The sequence below is a fragment of the Streptomyces sp. NPDC040610 genome (assembly GCF_055594065.1).
Map to the genome: position 1 here is coordinate 443413 of NZ_JBVIXA010000004.1, position 21707 is coordinate 465119.

Annotated in this window: 23 protein-coding genes and 1 tRNA gene; 18 read left to right on the forward strand and 6 right to left on the reverse strand. The window is 68.3% G+C overall.

Translation table 11 applies throughout. The features are described 5' to 3' along the window. Positions 1-42: 42 nt before the first annotated feature. Positions 43-1035, reverse strand: a complete 993-nt coding sequence (locus ACZ6AA_RS17810) for a hypothetical protein (protein ID WP_471458791.1) — start codon at positions 1033-1035, stop codon at positions 43-45. 8 nt (positions 1036-1043) lie between these two features. Further along, on the reverse strand, positions 1044-1400 hold the full coding sequence (locus tag ACZ6AA_RS17815; protein ID WP_471458793.1) for a nucleotide pyrophosphohydrolase: 357 nt from the start codon (positions 1398-1400) through the stop codon (positions 1044-1046). 131 nt (positions 1401-1531) lie between these two features. On the opposite strand from ACZ6AA_RS17815, the gene ACZ6AA_RS17820 reads away from it, so the two are divergent. Together ACZ6AA_RS17820 and ACZ6AA_RS17825 are read left to right on the forward strand one after the other, a co-directional pair. Continuing rightward, positions 1532-3370, forward strand: a complete 1839-nt coding sequence (locus tag ACZ6AA_RS17820) for a DNA/RNA helicase domain-containing protein (RefSeq protein WP_471458795.1) — start codon at positions 1532-1534, stop codon at positions 3368-3370. A 502-nt stretch (positions 3371-3872) separates the two neighbouring features. After that, on the forward strand, positions 3873-5225 hold the full coding sequence (locus ACZ6AA_RS17825; RefSeq protein ID WP_471458796.1) for a Fic family protein: 1353 nt from the start codon (positions 3873-3875) through the stop codon (positions 5223-5225). Between the two features lie 146 nt (positions 5226-5371). On the opposite strand, the gene ACZ6AA_RS17830 is transcribed toward ACZ6AA_RS17825, so the two are convergent. The 3 genes from ACZ6AA_RS17830 to ACZ6AA_RS17840 form a co-directional block, all read right to left on the reverse strand. Next, complete coding sequence (locus ACZ6AA_RS17830) at positions 5372-6082, reverse strand: creatininase family protein (RefSeq protein ID WP_471458798.1); 711 nt, start codon at positions 6080-6082, stop codon at positions 5372-5374. An 18-nt stretch (positions 6083-6100) separates the two neighbouring features. Then, on the reverse strand, positions 6101-7282 hold the full coding sequence (locus tag ACZ6AA_RS17835) for a hypothetical protein (protein WP_471458799.1): 1182 nt from the start codon (positions 7280-7282) through the stop codon (positions 6101-6103). Positions 7283-7410: 128 nt separating this feature from the next. After that, a complete protein-coding gene (locus tag ACZ6AA_RS17840; RefSeq protein ID WP_471458801.1) occupies positions 7411-7791 on the reverse strand; it encodes a GntR family transcriptional regulator in 381 nt (126 codons plus the stop codon). Between the two features lie 715 nt (positions 7792-8506). Here ACZ6AA_RS17840 and ACZ6AA_RS17845 point away from each other — a divergent pair. The 16 genes from ACZ6AA_RS17845 (at position 8507) to ACZ6AA_RS17920 (ending at position 21437) form a co-directional block, all read left to right on the forward strand. Then, positions 8507-8710, forward strand: a complete 204-nt coding sequence (locus ACZ6AA_RS17845) for a hypothetical protein (protein WP_471458803.1) — start codon at positions 8507-8509, stop codon at positions 8708-8710. 163 nt (positions 8711-8873) lie between these two features. After that, the gene (locus ACZ6AA_RS17850; protein WP_471458805.1) at positions 8874-9140 is read left to right on the forward strand and encodes a DUF6284 family protein; all 267 of its coding nucleotides are present in this window, start codon (positions 8874-8876) and stop codon (positions 9138-9140) included. Beyond that, the gene (locus ACZ6AA_RS17855) at positions 9137-9724 is read left to right on the forward strand and encodes a hypothetical protein (protein ID WP_471458807.1); all 588 of its coding nucleotides are present in this window, start codon (positions 9137-9139) and stop codon (positions 9722-9724) included. Before ACZ6AA_RS17850 ends, ACZ6AA_RS17855 begins: the two co-directional genes overlap by 4 nt. Then, positions 9721-10731, forward strand: coding sequence for a DUF2637 domain-containing protein (locus ACZ6AA_RS17860; RefSeq protein WP_471458809.1), 1011 nt, complete (start codon positions 9721-9723; stop codon positions 10729-10731). Before ACZ6AA_RS17855 ends, ACZ6AA_RS17860 begins: the two co-directional genes overlap by 4 nt. 128 nt (positions 10732-10859) lie before the next feature. Continuing rightward, positions 10860-11264, forward strand: a complete 405-nt coding sequence (locus ACZ6AA_RS17865) for a hypothetical protein (protein ID WP_471458811.1) — start codon at positions 10860-10862, stop codon at positions 11262-11264. Between the two features lie 65 nt (positions 11265-11329). After that, positions 11330-11848 carry a hypothetical protein gene (locus ACZ6AA_RS17870; RefSeq protein WP_471458813.1) on the forward strand — a complete coding sequence of 173 codons (519 nt, stop codon included), beginning with the start codon at positions 11330-11332 and terminating at the stop codon, positions 11846-11848. Then, a complete protein-coding gene (traA, locus tag ACZ6AA_RS17875) occupies positions 11848-12369 on the forward strand; it encodes a plasmid transfer protein TraA (RefSeq protein ID WP_471458814.1) in 522 nt (173 codons plus the stop codon). Before ACZ6AA_RS17870 ends, traA begins: the two co-directional genes overlap by 1 nt. Positions 12370-12419: 50 nt before the next feature. Further along, the gene (gene traB, locus ACZ6AA_RS17880; protein WP_471458976.1) at positions 12420-14462 is read left to right on the forward strand and encodes a plasmid transfer protein TraB; all 2043 of its coding nucleotides are present in this window, start codon (positions 12420-12422) and stop codon (positions 14460-14462) included. Between the two features lie 191 nt (positions 14463-14653). After that, complete coding sequence (locus ACZ6AA_RS17885; RefSeq protein ID WP_471458815.1) at positions 14654-15124, forward strand: hypothetical protein; 471 nt, start codon at positions 14654-14656, stop codon at positions 15122-15124. A 19-nt stretch (positions 15125-15143) separates the two neighbouring features. Continuing rightward, the gene (locus tag ACZ6AA_RS17890; protein ID WP_471458817.1) at positions 15144-15344 is read left to right on the forward strand and encodes a hypothetical protein; all 201 of its coding nucleotides are present in this window, start codon (positions 15144-15146) and stop codon (positions 15342-15344) included. 11 nt (positions 15345-15355) lie between these two features. Continuing rightward, positions 15356-15811: a single-stranded DNA-binding protein gene (gene ssb, locus ACZ6AA_RS17895; RefSeq protein WP_471458819.1), complete on the forward strand. Its 456-nt coding sequence runs from the start codon at positions 15356-15358 to the stop codon at positions 15809-15811. Between the two features lie 89 nt (positions 15812-15900). Further along, positions 15901-16980, forward strand: coding sequence for a DNA cytosine methyltransferase (locus ACZ6AA_RS17900; RefSeq protein ID WP_471458820.1), 1080 nt, complete (start codon positions 15901-15903; stop codon positions 16978-16980). After that, positions 16977-17840 carry a bifunctional DNA primase/polymerase gene (locus ACZ6AA_RS17905; protein WP_471458822.1) on the forward strand — a complete coding sequence of 288 codons (864 nt, stop codon included), beginning with the start codon at positions 16977-16979 and terminating at the stop codon, positions 17838-17840. The genes ACZ6AA_RS17900 and ACZ6AA_RS17905 overlap by 4 nt, the downstream gene beginning before the upstream one ends. Positions 17841-17999: 159 nt before the next feature. Next, complete coding sequence (locus tag ACZ6AA_RS17910; protein WP_471458824.1) at positions 18000-19550, forward strand: YfjI family protein; 1551 nt, start codon at positions 18000-18002, stop codon at positions 19548-19550. Positions 19551-19842: 292 nt separating this feature from the next. Beyond that, a complete protein-coding gene (locus tag ACZ6AA_RS17915) occupies positions 19843-20046 on the forward strand; it encodes a helix-turn-helix transcriptional regulator (RefSeq protein ID WP_471458826.1) in 204 nt (67 codons plus the stop codon). Further along, complete coding sequence (locus tag ACZ6AA_RS17920) at positions 20046-21437, forward strand: tyrosine-type recombinase/integrase (protein ID WP_471458828.1); 1392 nt, start codon at positions 20046-20048, stop codon at positions 21435-21437. The genes ACZ6AA_RS17915 and ACZ6AA_RS17920 overlap by 1 nt, the downstream gene beginning before the upstream one ends. A gap of 186 nt (positions 21438-21623) precedes the next feature. Here ACZ6AA_RS17920 and ACZ6AA_RS17925 read toward each other — a convergent pair. Continuing rightward, positions 21624-21696, reverse strand: a tRNA-Arg gene (locus ACZ6AA_RS17925). Positions 21697-21707 lie beyond the last annotated feature (11 nt).

Genomic DNA, 21707 nt, shown 5'->3' on the forward strand with positions numbered 1-21707 from the left:
TCCTTTGGATAAACGCGCGATGCATGATCCGTCTGGCGCTGGTTATGCCGGGGGGCTGTCCTTGAATGTGTGGGTGCGGTGCCACTGGTAGTAGGGCTCTCGGCTGTTGTTCCACCAGGTGACGGTCCGGCTGGACAACTTCTCCTGGATGTATGCGGAGACTTCGGGGATGTCCGCCGCGAGCGGGCTCACGCTGATGGTTCCGTTGGGTGCGACGGTGACGTAGCCGTGTTCGTACAGAGCGTCGCAGCCGAAGGTACAGGCGAGCATCGCGATGTTGGCCAGGTCGCGCTTTTCGGTGTCGGTGCAGAATGCGCGCTTTTTGATGTGGGCGCCGATGAGGAAGGTGCCGGGCAGGGTGCGGCCGCACAGGGCGCATTGGCCGGTGCTGCCGGGCAGGAGGCGGCGTTTGAGGGCGGCCTGCTCGCCGCGATGGGCGCGCTGGGCTGTGCGTTCCAGTTCGCCGTCGAAGGCGTCGACCGCAGCTTGTTCCTGCTGCGGGTCGAGGGGAGTGGTCGCCGCGGGTGCCGCGTCGAGTGTCAGGAGGGTCTGGAGGGCGTCGCTGTCGGTGTCGTTGAGCACGGAGATGCCCATGATGTTGCGGGTCGGCTTCCAGCCCAGGAGTTGGCGGACTTCGCTGATGGGGATGTCGAAGCCGCGCGTTCCCGACAGGGCGTACATGTACTCCCAGGTGCTGCCGTTGGCGTCGGTGTCCCATAGGCGCTCGGCCAGGGGGCGGTTGTGCCACATCAGGGCGATGGTGCCGCCGAAGTAGACCTTGTTGTCGCCGGTGAAGAACACCCAGTCGCCGGGGCTCATCTTCTCGATGCGGGAGACGTTGACATTCTTCTTGCCCGGGACAACTCCCCACATCTGTGCGGCCCCGTCGGGGAAGAGTTCCTGGAGCTGGCTCATGACCTGGGGTTTGAGGAGATCGGCGTGCTCGTCGAAGACGACCGGCGTGGCGATCGTGTCTTCGTAGTGCTTGTTGACGACCTTCTCCGACCGTCGGGCCGGCTGCATCACGATGCGCATGAGTTGTCTCATCCCCCCAGCTGTGTGTACTTGTCCGCGCGGCCGCGGGCCAGGTGCGCCGGGTACTTGCCGCGGTTGACCTCGATCTTGTCAGCCAGTGCCTGCTCCAGGTCCAGGTCAAGCACGTCGGCCATCCGCAGCAGGTAGGCGAAAACGTCCGCCATCTCCTCGCGCACCCGCGCGGCCCGCGCCGGATCGCCCATCACCGCGGTGGACTCCTCAGGCGTCAACCACTGGAAGATCTCCAGGAGTTCGCCGCTCTCGCCGGCCAGCGCCATGGCCAGGTTCTTGGGCGTGTGGAACTGCTCCCAGTCACGCTCCGCGGCGAAGTCGGCCAGGGACTGCTGGAGTGCATGGATCGTCATGGCCCCAGCCTTTCAGACGGCGCTGGCAGTGCCTTCCGCGACCGCTGGGGTGCGCGGCGCGCCTGTCGGTGGCTGCTGATATAGGTCAAACCATGCATCTGTATGGGGGGTCGGTCGAGGAGACCGCGCGGATGGTGCGGCAGCCGGACTTCATCGCCGCTGCTGAACACCGCTTCGCGAGCAGATTCGGGGCGCGGCCCAAGCCGGAAGAAGTCAGGAGCTGGCGCTCCAGCTGGCCCGCTCTCATGGACATCCTGGTCAGCGCCGAGCTGAGGGAGCTCCATGTGCTGCTGGAGTACTCACTGCCCGCGACGGGAGAACGCATCGACGCCCTGCTCGTCGGGGCGGCTCCGGACGGTCGTCCGTGCCTGGTCGTGATCGAGCTGAAGCAGTGGACCCACGCCGACAGCAGTCCGGACCGCCCGGGGATGCTCCGGGCTGGCGAGCGAACCGTCCTGCACCCAGCGCGCCAGGTTGGCGGCTATGTGCGCTACCTGAGCGGCTGGGTCTCCCGCGAGGACATCCCCCTGCTCGTCCGGGGCGTCGCCGTGCTCCACGATGCCGCCGCGCCCTTCGTCTCGCGCCTGCGGGAACTGGCCGAGCCCGGCCCGTCCAGAGCCTTCCCGATCCTGGGCCGCGATGACCTGACCGCCGTACCGTCCGCCGCCGCGCTCGCGGAGAGACTCTCCTGTGCGGACCTTCGGCCGGCCTCTTCGGACAGGCTCGAGGAACTGCTGACGGCGGAGCACAGGCCCAATCCCGGACTGCTGGCCCAGATGGGCGGGGCCATCGAAGGCAATGCCGCGCTCACGCTGATCGGCGAGCAGGACCTCGCGCGCCAGGAGGTCTGGCACGCCGTCACGGCAGCCCAGGAGCAGGGCACGAAGACCATCATCGCCGTGACCGGCGGCCCGGGGACCGGCAAGACCGTCATCGCCGGCCGCCTCATGGGCGACCTGTGCGGCCGCCCGGACGCCAACCCACGGCTGCTCTGCCCCTCCGGCACACTGACCCGGCAGCTCAAGCGCACCGTCGGAGACGTCTCCCGCGGCCTCATCACCACCTTCCTCGACAAGATCCCCACCGGGGTGACGTCCCACAGCGTGGTCCTCATCGACGAGGCCCACCGGGCCCGCACCTACCCCAACCCAGCACGCAACCGCTTCCCGCTCACCCTGGGCAAACTGATCGAGAGGGCCTCGGTCACCGTCCTGTTCCTCGACGAACGCCAGATCGTGCGCCCGACCGAAGGCATCACACGCGACGAACTCGCCCACCACGCAAAGGACATGGGCTACGCCTTCCGGCACTTCGACCTGACCACCCAGTTCCGGTGTAACGGCTCCCAGGCCTACCTCCGATGGGTCGACCAGCTCCTGCAGCCCGAAGGGCTCGCGCCAGCCTGGGACGGCACCGACTACGACCTCGCCCTGGCCAGCGACCCCGACCAGTTCAGTCACTGGGTCCAATCACACGTCAGCGCAGGCCTGCCCGCACGCATCACTGCCGGCTTCTGCTGGCCCTGGGACTCCCCGCCCACACCGCCCCTCCTGCCGGAAGTCGTCCTGCACTGGGAAGAGGCCGGCAGTGAAAAGACCTGGGCCCGGCCGTGGAACTCGTCCGCCAACGAGGCCGACAGCCCCGACGTGCCCGCCCGCCCCTTCTGGGCGACTGACAACGGCGGCCATGGCCAAGTGGGCTGTGTCTACACGGCCCAGGGCATGGAGTATGCCTACAACGTCGTCATCATCGGCAACGACCTCGTGCGACACGACGGCCGTTGGCAGGCCCGCCCTGAGGCCAGCCACGACCCCGCCCTCAGAGGCCTGCCCCCGCACCGATACCTACGGTACGCACTCAACACCTACCGCGTCCTCGCAACCAGAGGCACCCGCGGGACTCGCTTCTACTCCACTGACCACACCACACAGGCATACCTGCAAACACTCCTCCCACCCCATAACCCCTGAAGACGCACCACGGTGGTTCGAACACCGTCGTGGGGGCACCGGAGGTCTGAGCCGATGAAGGCGCCGGGGCGCCCCCCTCTGCCGAGTACCTACAAGGGCAGGCTCGCAAGGCGAGCGTGCTGGGAGGCCGTCACACCTGGCATCTCCCATACGTCGTCTGCACTCCACCATCGGCCTGTGTCGGCGTGGAGGATCCTCACTGGCGCCGGGGACGATCTACTAATTTTCTAGCCACTAGTAGAAGCGCTGGGAGTTCTAGTAGTTCCACGGGCGCCGGGTCTCGACACGGCCGACGGGCCAGGACTGTTGCGTCGAGCACAGCACCCCCTTCCGGCCAGGTCAGGGGTACCTCACCGCGGGTGCCCGGACGCAGCACCGCTGCCCAGTCGGCGAACGATCTACTAACGTGTGAGCCACTAGTAGAAGTACTGGGAGTTCTAGTAGTTCTGGGAGCACCCAGCAGTGATCCTTGCTCGGTGGGACGGCACCCCTGGAGGTAGACGTGAAGAAGCCACCACCGCCTCCCGACTTTGCGAGCCTTTTTAAGAAGGTCACAGAGACGGATCCCGGAAAATTCAGCGAGATCGTCAAGGCAGTTCCCAGGGGATCTTCGGCGCCCTACCTTCCTTGGGACAAGATCCGGTTCAAAACTCCTCCTGCTGGACTTACGAGGGAGGAATGGTGGCTGGGTGTAAAGTTTGTGCGCCAGCAGATGCAGAGAAAGCTGCCGCTGGCAGATAAGGTAGGCCGACCTTTTACGTTCGCACTCCCTGACGTTGTCTTGAAGGCGGTAGACGAGATCAACCGGGATACGAGTGGTCAGATCGCAATCAGTGAGCAGGTGACAAACCCTGCTACTCGCGATCGTTATCTCGTGAACTCGCTCATCGAAGAGGCGATCAATTCAAGTCAATTGGAAGGGGCGGCAACCACGAGAAGTGTTGCGAAGGAGATGATTCGCACAGGTCGATCTCCTCGCGATCGAGACGAGCGCATGATCCTGAACAACTATGAGGCTATGCGCTTCATTGGCGAGATCCGAAATGAGAAACTGACGCCGGAACTCATTTGCTACATTCATAAAATTGTCACGAAGGGCACCCTGTCTAACCCTGAAGCAGCTGGTAGATTCCAGACTCCCGAAGAGGTCAGAATCGGCGTCTTCTCTGATACCGGGCTGAGTTTGCATGAACCGCCTGATGCGGGAGATCTTCCGGGGCGGATCCAGAAGCTCTGTGAATTCGCCAACGCGGAATCAGATGAAGAGTATATTTCGCCGGTGCTGCGGGCGATTACCCTACACTTCATGATGGGTTACGAGCATCCCTTTGAAGACGGTAACGGGAGGACTGCTCGTGCTCTCTTTTATTGGTCAATGCTGAATCAGGATTACTGGCTCACTGAGTTTATTGTAATTTCTTCTATCCTCAAGAAGGCTCCGTCTAGGTATGCGCGCAGCTATCTATACGCCGAAGATGAGAATGATCTAACGTACTTCCATCTCTATCAGATCGAGGTTCTCCGTCGGGCGATCAAGCAACTGCATGTCTATTTGGCGGAAAAGATGAGTGAGTTGCGGAGTACGCAGAAGTCAATCGCATCTGCGCCCAGCCTGTTCAACCCTCGGCAAGTCGCAATCTTGGAGCACGCCCTAAAGTCGCCGAACGCAAGGTTTACTGCCAAGTCTCACAAAAATAGTCATGACATTGTCTACGAGACGGCGCGTCAAGACCTCATGGGGCTAGAAGGTATCGGATTGCTAATTAAGGAGCGCGCCGGGCGCGAATTCGTTTGGTCACCTGCAAAGAATCTGACTGAACGGCTCAGGCGCTTGGATGATGGAGAGCGGCGGTGATCACGACTCAGCAGTGCTCGCTCCTGCGGCGTCACCGGGCCTAGGGTCCCTGAGGTCATTGCGCGCTGCTATCCAGACGCAGTGTTCGGCGTGCGGGAGTAGGCGAGACGTCGCAGGCGGACCTGGCCTCGCACTGAATGGTGCGGTTATGCCTCGCCGAGGGTCGTGAGGTGGTCCGCGAAGCTAGTCACGAGGCTGGCCAGCACGGCCTTGCCCTTCTCGGCACTGGCGTATGAAGGGAAGCCGATGACCCCGGTTTCGGTGTACGCCTTCATGCCGAGGGTGAGCAGGAATGGCCGCTCCCCGCCATCGTGATCGGCGGTCTCGTACCCAGGGCGGACGAGTGAGGGCTCAGCGTGGAGCAGGATCGAGGTCTCGATCTCTCCAGCGTGCATGTCATCGTGTCCGTTAGTGGCTAGGCCTGCCTGCTCGCGGGCGCGGTCCCATTCCCGCCCCTGCGGGAAGAGGCTCATCCGCGGCTCGGTGAGGTTCGCCTCTTGGACGATGTTGGACAGCACGTAGTTGCCGCCGTGGGCGTTGACGAGGACCAGCTTCCGGATGCCGGATGCCTCCAAGGACTCCGCAACGTCCGTGATCACCAAGTGCAGGGTTCGCGCGCTGATGCTGACGGTGCCCGGCCAGGTGCCGTGCTCGTGGCTGCACGCGATCGAGATGGGTGGCAGTGCGAGGACAGGGTGCACCGCGGCCAGTTCGCGAGCGATGACACAGGCGATGGCCGTGTCAGTGATGAGCGGCAGATGCCCCCCGTGCTGCTCGTACGACCCGATCGGGAGTACGGCTACGCGCGGTGCCTGTTCCTGGACATCGACAGTGGTGATGGTGGGAAGCAGGTTCACGGCTCTCCTCTGGTCCGGTCAGCTCCCCTTCATACTGCCCAACAGTCGGTTCAGCTCCGAAATCTCCACCAGTTTTCGCCATGGTGTGAGGAGCGCCTGAACTCTACCCAGCTCTGCGAGGATGCGTGCTGAGCCGGTGTTCTGGGCGATGGCGGCAGCTTGCGACGCGGCGTTGTACGCACCTTCGACGTCTCCAAGCTGTGCGTACGCGGTGGCAAGGCGCGCTAGGCACAGCCCGCGGTCGCGCTGTTGCTCAGCGGGCCATCGAGTCAGGCTCGCTTCCAGCGTCTTCACTGCTTCTTCTGGGCGTCGAAGCTGGAGCGCGCAGTTCGCTGCCTCCATGTCGATGTACGAAACAGAGCAGTAGGGGGCAAGGCTGTCTTGGTCGGGGCTGCGGTCGGCAAATGTCCGTGCTTCATCGAGGGCGCGGTCACATTCGCCGGCCTGTCCGAGCAGTGCGTGCGAGTTGGCGCGGGCTCGGAATGCGACAGCTTTGACCTGGTTCGGCAGTGCCGCCGCGTGCCGGAGAGCGGCATTGGCGAGTCCAACGGCGTAGCCCGCCTGGCCCGCTTCGGCAGCGATGTTGCTACGCCGCTGGAAGACGTACGCGCTCAGGGCAGGGTCACCTAACTCGGACGCGTAGTCCAGAGCACGGTTCGTCCAGAGCATGGCCGACTGTGAGTCGCCGGTGTCCTGGTGGAGCCACCCAAGGAATTCGGCGTATCGAGCGCCCACGCGGACCACATCGTCGCGGAGTGGCCCCGATGCTTCCTTGCACAGTTCCTCGATGAGCGGCACCTGGCTCTGTACGGCGGGCACCAGGAACCGTGGTCCGACAAGGGGCTCGGCCTGAGTGTGCTGGACGAACACCGACTTCAGGTAGTTGATGACCTCAGGACTTGCCGTGGGGGAAGAGAACCGCGGGCTGGGCAACGTGGGCAAGGTGTCGAGCTGGGAGGGGGCAGTCTCCAGGGTGAGCCCGAGTTCGACTCGGGTCATCTGGTAGACCTCGCAGAAGATGGCCTGGTAGTCCCGACCGGGGGCTCGCCGACCGTTCTCGAACATGGATACCTGGGTCTTGAGGCTGGACTGCGCCGGCAGCTCGACATCGAGCCTCGTGGCCGCTACTTCCATGGCCTCGATCAGTTCCGCTTGCGACCATCCCCGACCCTTGCGCACTTCCTGCAGCTTGGTCTTCATCGCTTCCCCGACGTCCGACGGTGCGGTGCACCTTCATCATGCCAACGTCCCGCCTGACGTGGGGAGTTAACAGGTAACACCGGTGGGGTGTTAACCCCTGTCCGCTGTGAACTCGCGCGAAATGCTGCCTACTTGTTCTCGACAGCGCGACCGGATCGATCGGCTTCCAGTCGACCGACTCGGTCTTGAAGCTCCGAGAGCTGGGAGGTGACATGGCTCAGTTGCTGTTGGAGATCACGCAGGCTCGCAGCACTCTCCTGCGCAGTAGGTTCGCCCACCTTGGGGTCGAGCACGTACGTTCCGCTGCCTTGACGGCCTGCCACCAGCCCATCGTCCGCAAGCTGTCTGTAGGCGTTCTGCACCGTCATGAGGGCTACGCCGAACTGCTTGGCGAGGCCTTTGGCGCCCGGCAGTTGGCGCCCCGGAGGGTACGCGCCATCGGCGATGGCGCTGCGGAACTTGGCAGCGATCTCCTTGGCGGTCGGGGGCTTCTCAGGCTTCCAATCCATCCTTAGAGCGTATCTGACCTAGGTCATTTTCTTTCGTGGCCGCAGGGGTTGACGCACTCAAGCGACCTAGGTAACTTCATCGTCGCGAGGAATTACCTAGGTAACTCACTCGCCGCTTCGACGAGTCCCGTGGAGACGGGAGCCCCTGACCAGGGGTTACCGCGCCCGTCGAAAGTGACTGTTCCTTGAGAACTGAACAGCGTGACAAGTCGACGGGGTGTGAATCCCCGTCCCCGCAGCGGCCCGGGTGACGGCCGTTGGCGGCCACTTCGTGGCAGGAGCGCCTTGTTCTGCCCCGCGTACCGGCTCTGGAGAACGCCCCTGGGGATCATCCCTTCATTTTTGGAGGTCAGCCCCTGGGGTGCCACCTGGTGCGCGCCGCCCTGCTGAGCGTCAGAGCAGTGATGATGACGCCCCGATTCTTCCGGCTCGGGACCGGTGCTCCGTGGCAACGGAGCACCGGTGAAGCCGTGTCCCGACTCTTGTTGAGGGGGTCGGTGTGAACCGACGACATCCCTTGGCGCGGCCGTGATCGACCGGCACAGCGGCGCCGCTTCATCCCAGGGCCGCGAGCACCACGGCCGTCCGGTTACTCCCCGCCCTCGCGCGGCGACTCGCGCCGCGCCGGTTGCCTCCTTCGCCCACCCGGCACCCGCTCTGTGTGGTGGCCGGACGGGCGGGGTTGAGGGGAGCCGGAGCCATCGAGGGAGTTCGCATGTCTGAGATGCCGTACCTGCACCAGCGCATCCTCGTCCGCGCCGCGCAACGTGCCGATCACAAGGTGACGTCGACAAGCGCCGACGCTGTTATGAGCCTGTATGCGGCCGACTTGGTCGCCTGCGAGGTTCTCACCCCGTCCGGCCTCGCGCTCGCGCAGAGGCTGACGCAGCGCGCGGAGCGCGAGCCCGTACAGCCCTGACGCACATGGCCCCGGCAGTCTGCCGCGAGGACGCCGGATCGAATCCGGCCCGGGGCACCGCCGCTCTCCGGGCGGCTGTTCCTCTTCGACGGCGTGCGCCCACCGGAGTTGCCTCTCCGGTGGGCGCCTAGGGCCGTTCCTACTGCTAGGGAGAACACGACCCATGAAGCTCATCGTTGCTGTTCACAAGCTCGTTACCGCTGATCCGGGGGGCGAGGGCCCGTCGGATGCGGAGCTGGACGCCATCGAGCGGGAGATGCCGCTCATCCGCGCGGAAGTCGAGCTGCTGGACGTGCGGATCGCTCTGCTGGACCGGCCGACGAGCGCGCTGGACGAGCGCAGGTTGCGCCGTGCGGCGAACAAGGTGCTGGCCGCGCGGCGCGAGGTCACCAACCAGGGCGCCGCAGCCCGAGAGGGTGATGCCGCATGATCCGGCTCGTCACCCAGACCCGCCTGCGGACGCTGGAGACCGCCTCCCGGACGGCTCAGGAGCAGACCGGGCAGGTCCGCGTCGCGATCGAGCGGGAGCGGGGCCAGCACGTGAAGGAGCTGTTCGCCGCCACCGCTCGGTACGAGGGTGCGGAGCGCAAGACCGAAGACATGCGGCACACCGCGCTGCTCCTTCAGATCGCCTTGGAGGACACCACGGCGGAACTGACGGAGCGTGCCGAACAAGCCGAGACGGCAGCGTTCGCAGCCCGCTGGGACGAGAAGGTGGCCCGCGAGGAAGCCAAGTTGCTCCGTGCGGAGCTGGCCGAGGCCCGCAAGGCCGAGGGTTCGGTGTACCTGCTGCGGCATTACGGCGAGCCGTGCATGATCTACCGCTCTCGTGCGGACGCCTATGCCGACACCGCCACTCACGGGATCCCGGCGGACGCGCAGTGGGTGCCCGCCGGTGAACAGCCTGCGTGCGCCTCGCGGTGGCGGCTGTCGTCGTTCACCTACGACCCCGGATCGAAGGGGTTCCGGCGGGAGTTCATGCCCGCACCGGAACCGGTGGGGGGCGCGGCGTGAACACGGTTCAGATCCGTTCAGCGGAGCGCGCGCTGTCGGTGGGCACGTGGCTGATCGTGTGCGGGGCGATGCTCTACTCCATCCTCACCGTCACGCCGCTGATGGCCGCGCACACGCCCGCAGCGTGGGTGTGGACGGCGCCGATCCTGCCGCTCGTGGTGGACGCTGCCGTCGTCATCGTGGTTCGCCTCGATGACGTGCTGGCCCGGCTCGGTGGGCACGGCGGCCGGTGGCCGATCACCCTGCGCTGGATGACCGGCCTGATGACCCTGGCCCTGAACACCGCCGATTCCGCGCTGAAGAAGGACCTGGTCGGGGTGGCTGTGCACGCGGTCGCTCCGCTGCTGCTGATCGTCACGGCGGAGACCAGCCTGGCCTACCGCCGCGCCATCACCGCAGCCATGGCCGCGCTGAAAGCCGAGCACGAAGCCGAGCGCGAGCGGGCCGAACGCGCGGCTCGCGAGCGGGCCGAGCAGGCTCGTGCGCAGGCGCGGGAGGAGCGCGAGCACGCGGCTCTGCTGGCGCGTGAACAGCGTGAGCACGAGGCCGTGCTGGTCCGTGAACAGGCCGAGCGGGAAGAGCGGCGGCTGTGCGAGGAGCGTGCGGAGCGGGAGCGTGCGGCGGCGGCTGAGCGGGAGATCCGTGAACGCCGTGAACGCGAGCGTGAACAAGATGAACAAGCCCGTCGCCGTCGTGAACGCGAGGCTCGCGAGCGGGCCGAAGCTGAGAGCCGCAGGCTCGCGGAGACGGCAGCGCGTGAACAGCGTGAACAAGCCGCGCGTCTGCGTCGTGAGCGCGATGCGCTGCTGGAGCGTGGGCCCGCACCGGGCAAGCTGCCTGAAGGTGAGGCCCGCCGGATCGTGGCCGCGGGCTTCGAGGCGGGGCTGAAGGTCCGCGACGCGGCCGAGTTGTGCGGCTGGTCGGTGGGCTGGGTCTCCGCCCGCTACGCCGAACACCGCGAGCCCGACGCTGCCGGGCGGCCCGAGCTGGCCATCGCCAGCCACTGACATCCCACTTCGGTCAAGGAGACGCTGATGGACCAGCCGAACCAGACCTGCTGCACCAGCACCCTGCCCGATGCCAGTCTGCTGCGCGCGATCCCCGAGCCCGCAGGACCGGCGCGAGCGGCTTCGTCATGACCCGCCCGCCGCTGGCTGCCGCGGCCGTGTGGCAGGCCGTGGTGACGGCTGCGGGGGAGCGCTGCCAGTGCCACGGCGCGTGCGGCAGCAAGCACGATCCTCTCCGCCGTGGCCGGCAGCAGCGCTGCGCGCGCTTCCACGGCCAGCGCCTGAGCAAGCGCAGCGAAGTCCGGTTGATCGCCGCACCCCGCAACCCCGCAGTCGAAGGGGACTTCGTCACCGCTGCGTCATTGCCGACTGAGCAGCTCGTGGCCGTGTGCCCGGACTGCTACGACGGCACTCGCCGTGTGCGCAACCGCGCTGCCCGCGAGGCTGCCGCGCAAGAGCTGGGCCTGTTCGATGCCGCGCCGTTCCACGTGTCCGCAGCCGGCAAGAAGCAGCCCGACGTTGGCGCCGCCTGAGCGCCCCTGCTCGCTCCTCGGATCAGCGCCATACCCTCCATCGCCTTTCTTCCAGGAGTTCTGCTGTGTCCAGTCGTACCCGGCCCCGGGCCCGCACCGTGAAGGTGCCCGTCGGGGCCACCACCGTCCGTATCCCGCGCCAGCGCGGGCGCCGCCAGCAGTCGTTCCTGCTCGTGGTGCCCGAACGCCCCACCCTGACCAGCCAGGCACTGCGCACGGCAGGGCGCCTGTTATGGCGCCACCGCCTGGCGCTGTTGCCGACGGGGCTCGCCGTACTGTCCCTGCTCGCGACCGCGATCCTGCACGCGCTGGCCCCGTGGGCGGGCGTCCTGGTCGCCGTGGTCGGAGTACTGCCCCTGATCGCGCTGCTCACCCCGCCGCTCGCCCGCCGCCTGACCGGCGGGGTGCGGACATGGCAGTGGGCCGCCGCCGTGCTCGCCGCGGTCGTGGGTCTGTGGGCCGCGCTCGCGATCCTCCTGGGTCCGCTGGCCGGGCCGCTTGAAGTCCTGTGGTTCCTCGGTCTGCTGGCCGCCTACATCTTGCGGGCCGCAGTCCGTCGCACACCCCCGAAGGAGAAGCCCTGATGGCTACCCCGACCCGTAACGGCGCCGCTCCGGGCGCCAAGGGCAACAAGTTCGCGAACGCCGGGGCCGCCGCTGGCGGGTTCGTCGGCGCGATGGGCGGCTCCTTCATGCCGAACATCAACATCAACGTCAGCCGTGGCGGCGGGCGTCACGCCGGGGGTGGCGGGCAGTCGCTGCTGCCGCCGCCGGAGTTCAACTCCCCGGCGCAGGTGCGCAACTACTGCAACACCCTGCGCGCGGCGGGCGTGATGATGGCGATGGAGGTCGCGATGGCGGCCGAGATCCTGCAGAGCACCCTCGCCGCCGTGCCCGACCCCGAGGGCCGCGCCTTCGGCTCGCGGATCCGCGCGGCGAAGGTCTCCCGCAAGCTCCGCAAGTCCGCCGACGGCATGAAGGCCGCGGCGAAGAACGCCGCCGCCTGCTACTCCGCGTTCCAGCAGGAGTACCAGGAGGAGATCAACCGCGTCCGGCACCGGGCCCGCAAGCCCAAGGCCCCGACGATGAACTGGGCACAGCAGTGAGGCGCCGGGCGACGGTCGATGAGACCGCACAGGCGCAGTTCGCGCAGCTGGTGAACTCCCGCGAGGGTGGATCGGGCGCGAGCGGGGTCGGCAACTACCTCCTGCACCGGGCCAAGCCGCTTCTGCCGCCGTGGCTGGGCATGGTCGGGGTCGGCGCGGCCGGGTTTCTTGGGCACGAGCGGTGGGCCGCTTCCCCGGCTGCCGCCGTCGGCCTGACGCTGACCTCGGTCGCGGTGTCCGGCGGCGCGTACGTGATCGGCAAGGCCGCGAGCAAGCAGCGCCGCCTCCACTCCGCCATCACTATGGCGCTCGGCTCGGCGTGGCTGACGGCCGCGTGCCTGGCCGGGCCGACTGCCGGGCCCATCGACGACCTGTACCTGATGGGCGGTCCGGCGCTCGCGCTGTCGTGGAACGTGCGGGTGTTCATGCGCACCTCCGACACGGGCGGCTCGGCCGGAGCGGACGGCGGGCTGATGGAGAAGATCGGGCTGGCGCGGGCGCAGATCCGCGCGGCCCGGGCGGAGCCCAACCGCGTCACCGCACAGGTCGCACTCGATCCGGGCACGCAGACCAACGCCAACATGTCCGGGGCGCTGGGCAACCTCGCCTCCGCGCTGGACCTGCCCGCCTCAGCGGTCCGCTACCAGGGCTCCCCGGATTCCAACCGGCGCGGCGAACTGGTCATCGTGCCTGAGGACATGCTGGCCGAGGCCGTGGAGTGGGAGGAGCCGTCGAACCTTGGCGGGTCGATTGCCGAGCCGCTGGTCATCGGCCGCTACGACGACGGCGCCCCGCTGCAGCTCTGGCTGCCCGGCGATCCGGAGGCGGGCCGCAACAGCACCCACGTGCTGATCGCGGGCGTCTCCGGGTCCGGCAAGGGCGACGCCGCGCTCAACCTCCAGACCGAGATCCTCTCCCGCCGCGACGTACTGCTGTGGCTGTCGGACCCCAAGTCCTTCCAGGACTTCCAGCCACTGCTGCCAGGCTACGACTGGGCCGTTGAGGGCGGGGTCGGCACCGAGACCATGATGGAGGCCGTCAAGGCCGTCATCCCGGCGCGTACGCGCTGGCTCGGTGCCCACGGCTACCGCCAGTGGGTGCCCGCAGCCGCGCAGGAGCAGCGGAGCGCCGCGCACTCCTGCCGATCGGACGGCCGCGCGTGCGGCTGCCCCGGCATGCCGTTCCTCGTCGCCTGGTCCGAGGAGTCCGCGAACACGCTGCGGGATCTGGGGGACGATGCGTTCACCGGCATCGCGCAGGAAGCCCGCTCCGCGGGCGTCTGCCTGGTCGTCTCCCTGCAGCGGCCCTCCTACGACCAGATGTCGACGTCCACCCGGGCCTCGCTGCCGTCGGTCATCGCGCTCGGCTGCGACGAGCGTGATGAGAGCTTCAGCCTTCCCGAGCGGGTCATCGACGCGGGCGCCCACCCCGGCGCCTGGGGCAACCGCAGGCCCGGCTACTGCTACCTGGTCACCCCCGGCGTCCCGGAGGACCGCTACGCCTCCCCGGGCCGCACCCGGCAGTTCGCCCCCAGCGCGGTGGCCACCATGGAGCTGCTCGCACTGTGGGCGCAGCGCTACGGCGCCAGCGCCGACCCCATCACCGCCGGCGCCGCCAGGGGCGTCGCCGGGGCCGCCTACACCGGCCGCCCGGCCGAGGACGCGGGCGGCGCGCCCGTGCCGTCGCCGTCGCCGCCTCGTGGTGGGGAGGACCTGGAAGTGTCCGACGAGGACGGCCCAGTGGTCGATGCCGAGGACGAGGACATCGACCCTGAGCAGGAACTCCCGCAAGTCCAGGACGGCGACGACGTCCCGCTCTTCGGCCAGGCGGCGGGCCGCAAGCCGTCCCCGGCCGAGGCCCGCGCGCTGTTCGCCCAGGCGCTGGACGACTTCGAGGCGGCCGGGCAGATGGTCGTCGGCCCTAAGGACTTCCTGGACTGGTGCGACCAGAACCGGCTTTCGCGCCCGTGGGTCTCCGAGCGGCTGAAGGAGGCCTACCTCGAAGGGCGTCTGGCGGAGACCGGCACGACCGGCCGGTGGCGCATCGTCCCCCGCCCCGACGGCGGTACGCCCGCGGCCCTGACGGCTGCCTGACGCCTGACACCGTCACGGCCGCCTGACACCCAAACCCCTAGGCACACGCGGTGTCACGCGCCCTGACAGGAGGCCGCTGACACCGCCTGACACCTCTGCCTGACACCCGGGCCCGAGCCCCGCACACCCCGCGCACCGGCGCCACGCGCGGGGGTGTGTGGAGGCTCGGTCAGGCCGGAAGGGAGCACCACATGACCTACCCCGAGCGGCCCGCGGCCCTCGAAGTCCATCACCCCATCCCGATCACGGCTGTTGACCCGTACACCGCGCCGCTGGTGCCCGCGCCATCGGGCATGGAGCGTCAGCCGGTGGTGTGGGTGCCGGACGCCTACGGCCGCATGGTCCCCATGCCCAAGGACCTCGCCCCGCCGCCCGTCCTCGCGTCCGAGCCGCGCGACCTGTCTCCGCTGCCGCTGCTCGACCCGGTCGCGCAGCGCCTCATCGGCGGCGGCATCGGCGGGGGCGCGCTGTCCGCCGGCGTCGGCTACGGCACCGGCCAGGCCCTCAGCGCCGCCGCCGGATTCACCTCCGGCGCCGGGCTGTGGCTCGTCCTCCTCTTCCTCCTCATCCTGCGCGCCCCCGCGGCCCGCGCGGTCGCGGAGGGCGGGAGCACGGTCAACATCCGCAAGGCCGTCATCAAACGCAGCCACTTCCACGGCTGAATCCGCCGGAGGCAACCCCATGGCCTGCCGCTACTGCACCGGACACGACCCCATCTGTCTGGACGCCTACTCCGCCGGTAACCCCCGCGCCGAACTCCTGGCCGTGCACCGCGTCAGCGAGGCCCGCGCGGAGGCGTCCGGCCCGGTCCACGTCCACTACGACGCGATCGGCGACGCCTTCGCCGTCATCCGCACCACCGACACCGCCGACCACCGCTGAAGGAGCACCGCATGTCGTTCGGAGAAACCCCGATCACCGTCATCGGCAACCTGACCGCCGACCCCGAGCTGAAGTTCACCCCGAGCGGGGCGGCCCTGGTGAAGTTCACCGTCGCCTCCACCCCGCGCACCTTCGACAAGGCCACCAACCAGTGGAAGGACGGCACCACCACGTTCTTCCGCTGCGCTGCCTGGCGCAAGCTCGCCGAACACGTCGCCGATTCCCTGACCAAGGGCCAGCACGTCGTGGCTTCCGGTCGCATCCGGCAGCACAACTGGCAGACCCCCGAGGGCGAGAACCGCTCGATGCTCGCGCTGGAGATCGACGACATCGGCGCCAGCCTGCGCTTCACCTCCGTCACCACCCAGGCGCGAGGCAAGAACTCCGCCGCTGCGGATGACTCCGGCCCGTGGGCCGCCGTGGACACCCCGGCGGGCTCGGAGGGCACGGTCAAGGCCCCGTTCTAGCTGCGCCAAGGGCGGCCCCCGTCTCACGCCAATGAATCCGGGGCCGCCCTTGTCCACCTGCCACGAACTGACCTGTGGAGGTCTCCAGCATGACCCAACCCACCGACATCCCGCGAGCCCCCGGCTCGCCTCCCCGCATCCTGGCCCTGTGCGCTGGCTACGGCGGCCTGGAGGCCGCCGTGCGCGCCCACATCGGCGGCCACATCGTCGCCTGCGCGGAGAACGACCCCTACGCCGCCACCGTCCACACCCACCGCCACCCCGGCATCCCGAACATCGGGGACGTCACCACCGCCGACTGGCAGCGGGTGCGGGATCTGTACCGGCCGGACGTGATCAGCGCCGGTTTCCCCTGCCGCAACATCTCCAACGCCGGACGAAGGGACGGGATCAATGGCCAGTGGTCGAAGGTCTGGAAAAACGTCGCTGAGGCTGTGGGCCACCTTCGACCGCGTCTCGTATTCCTGGAAAACGTGGCGGCGCTCCGCTCGCGGGGGCTGGACGTCGTCGCCGCGGACCTGGCCGCGCACGGGTATGACGCGCGGTGGACATGCCTACGAGCTGGTGACCCCGAAATCGGGGCCCCGCACGAACGTGACCGCTGGCTCTGCCTCGCCTATCCCGCTGATGCCGACCCCGACCGTCTCGGACGGCACTGGCGGACCCGGCACCAGCCCGAAACGCAGGGGCGGGATGAACCTACGAACCGCGGTCACGCGCCTGCCGGAACCGCCGACGGGACCGTGATCCTGCTGCCCACACCGGCAGCGAGGGACTGGAAGTCCGGCGCCTCCAACCTCCTGGAACGCAACGCCCGCCCGCTCAACGAGTTCGTCGTCAATCGTCTGCCCTACAGCGGTTCGTGGATCTCCACCGACGGCGTCGACTACGCGCCCGCGATCCGCCGCTGGGAGCACGTCACCGGACAGGCCGCACCCTGCCCGACCGAGCCCGGAACCCGCGGGAACCGTCGACTCTCGCCGGCGTTCGCCGAGTGGATGATGGGCCTCCCGGCCGGCTGGGTCACCACAGTGCCCGGCATCCCCCGCAAGGAACAGCTCCGCATCATCGGCAACGGCGTCGTGCCCCAACAGGCCCACCACGCCTACGGGATGCTCTTGGGCACCCGCGCGGCCAGGCCGCACATGTCGGAGGGTGCGGCGGCATGAACGAGCTTCTGCACACCGCCCTGAGCCTCGCGGCATCCGGCGTGCCGGTCCTGCCGCTGCGGGCCGGGAAGCTGCCCTTTGGCAACTGCCCCACCTGCGCGGGAGGGGCCTGCGGCGGGCGACCGCACATGAAGACGCAAGGCGCCTGCCGGTGCCCCGCCCCCTGCCACGGCTGGGCCGCGGCCACCACCGACCACGCCGTCCTCACCTCCGGCACCTGGGCGACGAGCTGGCAGCAGGCCACCGCCGTCGCCTACCACCCAGGCGGGGCCCGACTGACCGTCGTGGACCTGGACGACCCGGACGCGGTCACCTGGGCACGCGAGCACCTGCCACCCACCCGCACCGTGGCGACCACCCGCGGCGAACACTGGATCTACCTGGGCTCCATGCGATCGGCCAACGCGGTCCGCCCCGGCATCGACCTCAAGTCCCGCGCCGCCTACGCCCGCTGGCTCGGCCCCGGCACCGGCCACATGGCCACGCTGCCGTCTCAGGTGCGCGCCCTCGTAGAAGAAGAGACCACCCCCTCGCCCGAGGAGGTGGTCTCTTCTGTCTCAGCGCGCGCGGCATGGGACCGCACCGTGGCCAGCGGTTGCCGGCACACCGAGACCTACGTCCGCACCGGCCTGGCACGGGGCCTGGCCAAGATCCGCAGCCACCACAAGTCCGGTGCCGGATCCAGCGCGTTCGGGGTGACCCAGTTCCTCGCCTCCCGACACACCGGATGCCCCGGGCCCTGCGGCCTGGACATCATCGGCCGCCAGATCATCGACGCGGCCGTCTCCGTCGGCGTCCCCGAGCGCTACGCACGCCGCGCTGTCACGAACGGCCTGGCCAGCGCAGGGAGGCCACAGTGACCCGTCCCCCGCCCCCGGCCAACACCGCCAACAGCCCGGTAGGTCCGGACGGCACGTGCGACCGAGAAAGGGCCGCCCGCCAGGGCGTCCTTTCAGCTCTTCGTTCCGACCCTCGCTCGAACAACGAGCAGGACTCGTCCCGGAAGGGAGGACAGCCGCGTGACCGCACAGCCTGTCGACAGCGTTGAACTGTGGGCCGATCTGCCGAGCCTCCTCGATGACACCCCGCCGGAAGCATGGGAAGACCCCATTCCCCTCTCCAGGTCGCGCAAGCTGACCGCGTTCCCCCTGGACGCGCTCCCGGACTGGCTCGCGGAGTTCGTGGCCGCGGTCGCGGAGGAGACCCAGACCCCGCCCGACCTCGCCGGTTGCCTGGCACTGTCTGTCCTGGCCACTGCTGCGGGCGGCCGCGCGGTGGTGCAGGTTCGTGGCAACTGGCGCGAGCCGACCAACCTTTATGTTGCCGTCGCGCTGCCGCCGGCCAACCGCAAGTCGGCCGTCTTCACCCTGCTCTCCGACCCGTTGTTCGATGCCGAGAAGCGGCTGAAGGAGCTGGCAGGCCCGGCCATCATCGAAGCGGAGCTGACGGCCAGGCTGGCCAAGGAAGCGGCCGACAAGGCCACCACCAAAGCTGCCTGCGCCAAGGCGGAGGAGCGCGAGGCCCTGGTTGCAAACGCCCTTGGGCTGGCGCAGACGGCTGAGAGCGTTACCGTGCCCGCCGTGCCGCAGCTCTTGGCGGACGATGCGACCGCGGAGACCGTGACCACGCTCCTGGCCGAGCAGGGCGAACGCATCAGCGTCATGTCCGCCGAAGGCGAGATCTTCGACATCATGGCTGGCCGCTACAGCAGCGGCTCACCCAACCTCGGCATCTTCCTCAAAGGCCACGCGGGCGACCGGCAGAAGGTCAACCGGCAGACCCGCAAGGAATACATCGAGCACCCCGCGCTGACGATGGGCGTCTGCGTCCAGCCTCAAGTCCTGGAGGCCATCGGCCGCAACGATGTCGCCCGCGGCCGCGGCCTGCTCGGACGCTTCCTGTACTCGCTGCCCGAGTCCCTGGTCGGGCAGCGCAGCGTCGACCCTGACCCCATCCCCGAGCCGGTCAAGGCGACCTACCAGCGCAACGTCATCGACCTGACGCTGTTCCTCGCGGACTGGACCGACCCCGCCGTCATCCAGCTCGCCCCGGAGGCGGTAGAGGTACTGAAGAGCTTTCAGGAGCGCATCGAGCCCCGGCTGGCGGCCCGCGGCGGCGAGCTCGGACACATCCAGGACTGGGCAGGGAAGCTTGCCGGGACGACCGCGAGGATCGCGGCCCTGCTGCACCTGGCCACACACCTCCAACAGGGTCACACGCTGCCCGTCGGCGAGACACCGATGTGCAACGCCATCGCCCTGGCGGAGTACTTCGCCAGCCACGCTCTGGCCGCGTTCGACGCCATGGGCGCAGACCCCACCACCGAACGTGCCCGCAGCGTCCTGGAGGCACTGCGCGCCCACCGGTGGAGCGAGGTCAGCAAGCGCGACCTGATGGTCAAGCTCTCCCGCTCCGAGTTCCCCACGGCGGCCGATCTGGACCCGGTGCTGAGCCTGCTGGAGGACCACGGCTACGTACGCGCTCAGCCCGTGACCCGCGCCGGCGGTCGCGGGCGGCCGCCCTCCCCGCGGTACGCAGTCCACCCCCGCCTGGCCACCCCCACCCCCTAAGGCCCGGCCACAGAAACCACAGAATCACAGAAATCGCCCCGGTAGGCCCCTGACCAGCACGAACAGTCAGATCAGGGGCCGCCGGAGCGCTGCCACAGAAATCGTCCGAGGAGCCACAGAAATACCTCGGCACCGGCCACGGTGCCCCGGGCCTCTATTTCTGTGGAACCTTCCGCGATTTCTGTGGAAGCACCCACCCGGCAGCATCACCCCAGCTCAGAGGGCAGATTCCGGGTTTCTGTGTATTTCGTGGTTTCTGTGGCGCCCCGCTTACGGATGAGAGGAGCACGCGGTGACGACCGCCGCGTACCGACCGCGAGACGACAAGCTCACGCTCGCGGAGATCTGCGAGGACCTGAAGATCTCGCGCTCCACCTTCTACGACTGGCGCGCGAAGGGGCGCGCCCCGCGCTGCATCAAGCTGCCCAATGGCGACATCCGTGTCCGGCGCAGCGACTACGAGCACTGGCTCGACGGTCGGGAGGACGCCGCCTGATGGAAGACACGACCTTCAACGTCAAGATCTGGAAGACCTCGGTCTACAAGGGCAGACGCAAGACCACCCACACCGTCCGCTGGGAGTTGGACGGCAAGGAGTGGCGAGCGCCGCTCGCCACGAAGGCGCTCGCGGACGCCTTTCGCTCCCAACTGGTCGCTGCCACGACCCGTGGCGAGCCCTTCAGCCTCGCCACGGGGCGCCCGGTCTCGCACCAATCCGGGGCGAGCACGGTGAACTGGTACGACTTCGCCGTCCAGTTCACGGACGCGCAGTGGGACCGGATCGCGGGCAACAGCCGCAAGACCATGGCCAAGGCCCTGATGTCGACCACGATCGCCCTCCTGCGCACGCCGCCAACCAGCTTCAAGCCGGTCGATGTGCGCACCGCGCTGCGGGAGTTCGCGTTCAACACGAAGCGGCGGGAGGAAGCCCCACCCGAGGTGACCACGATCCTGAAGTGGGCGGAGCGCAACTCCCTGACCATGGCGGCATGGGAGGACCCCGCCAAGGTGGACGAGGTTCTCCGTGCCGTGGAAACGAAGCTGGACGGCAAGCGGGCCGCGGCCAGCTCCATCAAGCGCAATCGGCGGATCCTGAACGTGGCCATGGAATACGCCATCAAGCACAAGATCCTGCGCGCGAACCCCCTGCCGAAAGGGCGAGGGGCCACACCCAAGACATCCAACGCCGTGGACAGGCGGTCCCTGATTCATCCGCACCGGATGGCGCGCATCCTGGCCCGAATCCGGCGGCGCCCCCGCGGCGGCCGGCGGCTGCACGCGTACTTCGCCACGATCTACTACACCGGGCCCCGCCCGGAAGAGGCAGTGGCGATGTACGTGGACGACGTCCAACTGCCACCAGAAGATGCCGAAGACCAGTGGTGCGACGTTCTGTTCCACACCGCGGAACCGGAAGTCGGACGGAACTGGACCGACGACGGCGAGATCCACGAAGAGCGCGGGCTGAAGGGGCGCGCCGAGGACGACACCCGCACCGTCCCTGGCCCGCCACCGCTGACGAAGATCCTCCGGGACCACATCAGAGAGGAGAACCTGAAGCCGGGGGACCGGATGTTCCAAGGCGAGAAGGGCGGCATCCTCGCCGGCTCGGTGACCCGCCGGGCGTGGGGAAGCGCTCGCAAGGCGGAGCTGACAGAGCGCGAATACCAGTCCCTGATGGGGAAGCGCATCTACGACATCCGGCACACCCGCCTGACCAAGTGGCTCAATGACGGCATGCCGCCCGCACAGGTCGCCTACTGGGCGGGCAACAGCGTCGCGGTCCTGCTCGCCTTCTACGCGGGCTGCATCGACGGGCAGATCCCCGACCTCAAACGGCGGATGGAGGCGCAGGGCGACCTCCCCGAGCTGCCGGAGGAGGGCTGAGCCGCTGGAGAACTTCTCCGCGTATTCACCGCAGCCACCCGCAGAAACCCGGTGACAGCCGGACAGCCCCGGACTCTCCCCGCGATCACCGGGGGAGGGGCCGGGGCTGTTTTGCGTTGGGTGGATAGCGCCCTGACCAGCAAAAAGGCCCTCCCGGTGGGAGGGCCGAACCATGACGCAGATGAGCGCCCCCGGCAGGACTCGAACCTGCGGCCAAGTGCTTAGAAGGCACCTGCTCTATCCACTGAGCTACGGGGGCCGGGTGGTGGC

Excerpts from the sequence above, each read along its gene's own strand:
- ACZ6AA_RS17835 (WP_471458799.1), bottom strand. The coding sequence starts at position 7,282 with ATGAAGACCAAGCTGCAGGAAGTGCGCAAGGGTCGGGGATGGTCGCAA.
- ACZ6AA_RS17840 (WP_471458801.1), bottom strand. The coding sequence starts at position 7,791 with ATGGATTGGAAGCCTGAGAAGCCCCCGACCGCCAAGGAGATCGCTGCC.
- ACZ6AA_RS17890 (WP_471458817.1), top strand. The coding sequence starts at position 15,144 with ATGGCCTGCCGCTACTGCACCGGACACGACCCCATCTGTCTGGACGCC.
- ACZ6AA_RS17905 (WP_471458822.1), top strand. The coding sequence starts at position 16,977 with ATGAACGAGCTTCTGCACACCGCCCTGAGCCTCGCGGCATCCGGCGTG.
- ACZ6AA_RS17865 (WP_471458811.1), top strand. The coding sequence starts at position 10,860 with ATGACCCGCCCGCCGCTGGCTGCCGCGGCCGTGTGGCAGGCCGTGGTG.
- ACZ6AA_RS17845 (WP_471458803.1), top strand. The coding sequence starts at position 8,507 with ATGTCTGAGATGCCGTACCTGCACCAGCGCATCCTCGTCCGCGCCGCG.
- traA (WP_471458814.1), top strand. The coding sequence starts at position 11,848 with ATGGCTACCCCGACCCGTAACGGCGCCGCTCCGGGCGCCAAGGGCAAC.
- ACZ6AA_RS17885 (WP_471458815.1), top strand. The coding sequence starts at position 14,654 with ATGACCTACCCCGAGCGGCCCGCGGCCCTCGAAGTCCATCACCCCATC.
- ACZ6AA_RS17810 (WP_471458791.1), bottom strand. The coding sequence starts at position 1,035 with ATGCGCATCGTGATGCAGCCGGCCCGACGGTCGGAGAAGGTCGTCAAC.
- ACZ6AA_RS17815 (WP_471458793.1), bottom strand. The coding sequence starts at position 1,400 with ATGACGATCCATGCACTCCAGCAGTCCCTGGCCGACTTCGCCGCGGAG.
- ACZ6AA_RS17920 (WP_471458828.1), top strand. The coding sequence starts at position 20,046 with ATGGAAGACACGACCTTCAACGTCAAGATCTGGAAGACCTCGGTCTAC.
- ACZ6AA_RS17855 (WP_471458807.1), top strand. The coding sequence starts at position 9,137 with ATGATCCGGCTCGTCACCCAGACCCGCCTGCGGACGCTGGAGACCGCC.
- ACZ6AA_RS17820 (WP_471458795.1), top strand. The coding sequence starts at position 1,532 with ATGGTGCGGCAGCCGGACTTCATCGCCGCTGCTGAACACCGCTTCGCG.
- ACZ6AA_RS17900 (WP_471458820.1), top strand. The coding sequence starts at position 15,901 with ATGACCCAACCCACCGACATCCCGCGAGCCCCCGGCTCGCCTCCCCGC.
- ACZ6AA_RS17850 (WP_471458805.1), top strand. The coding sequence starts at position 8,874 with ATGAAGCTCATCGTTGCTGTTCACAAGCTCGTTACCGCTGATCCGGGG.
- ssb (WP_471458819.1), top strand. The coding sequence starts at position 15,356 with ATGTCGTTCGGAGAAACCCCGATCACCGTCATCGGCAACCTGACCGCC.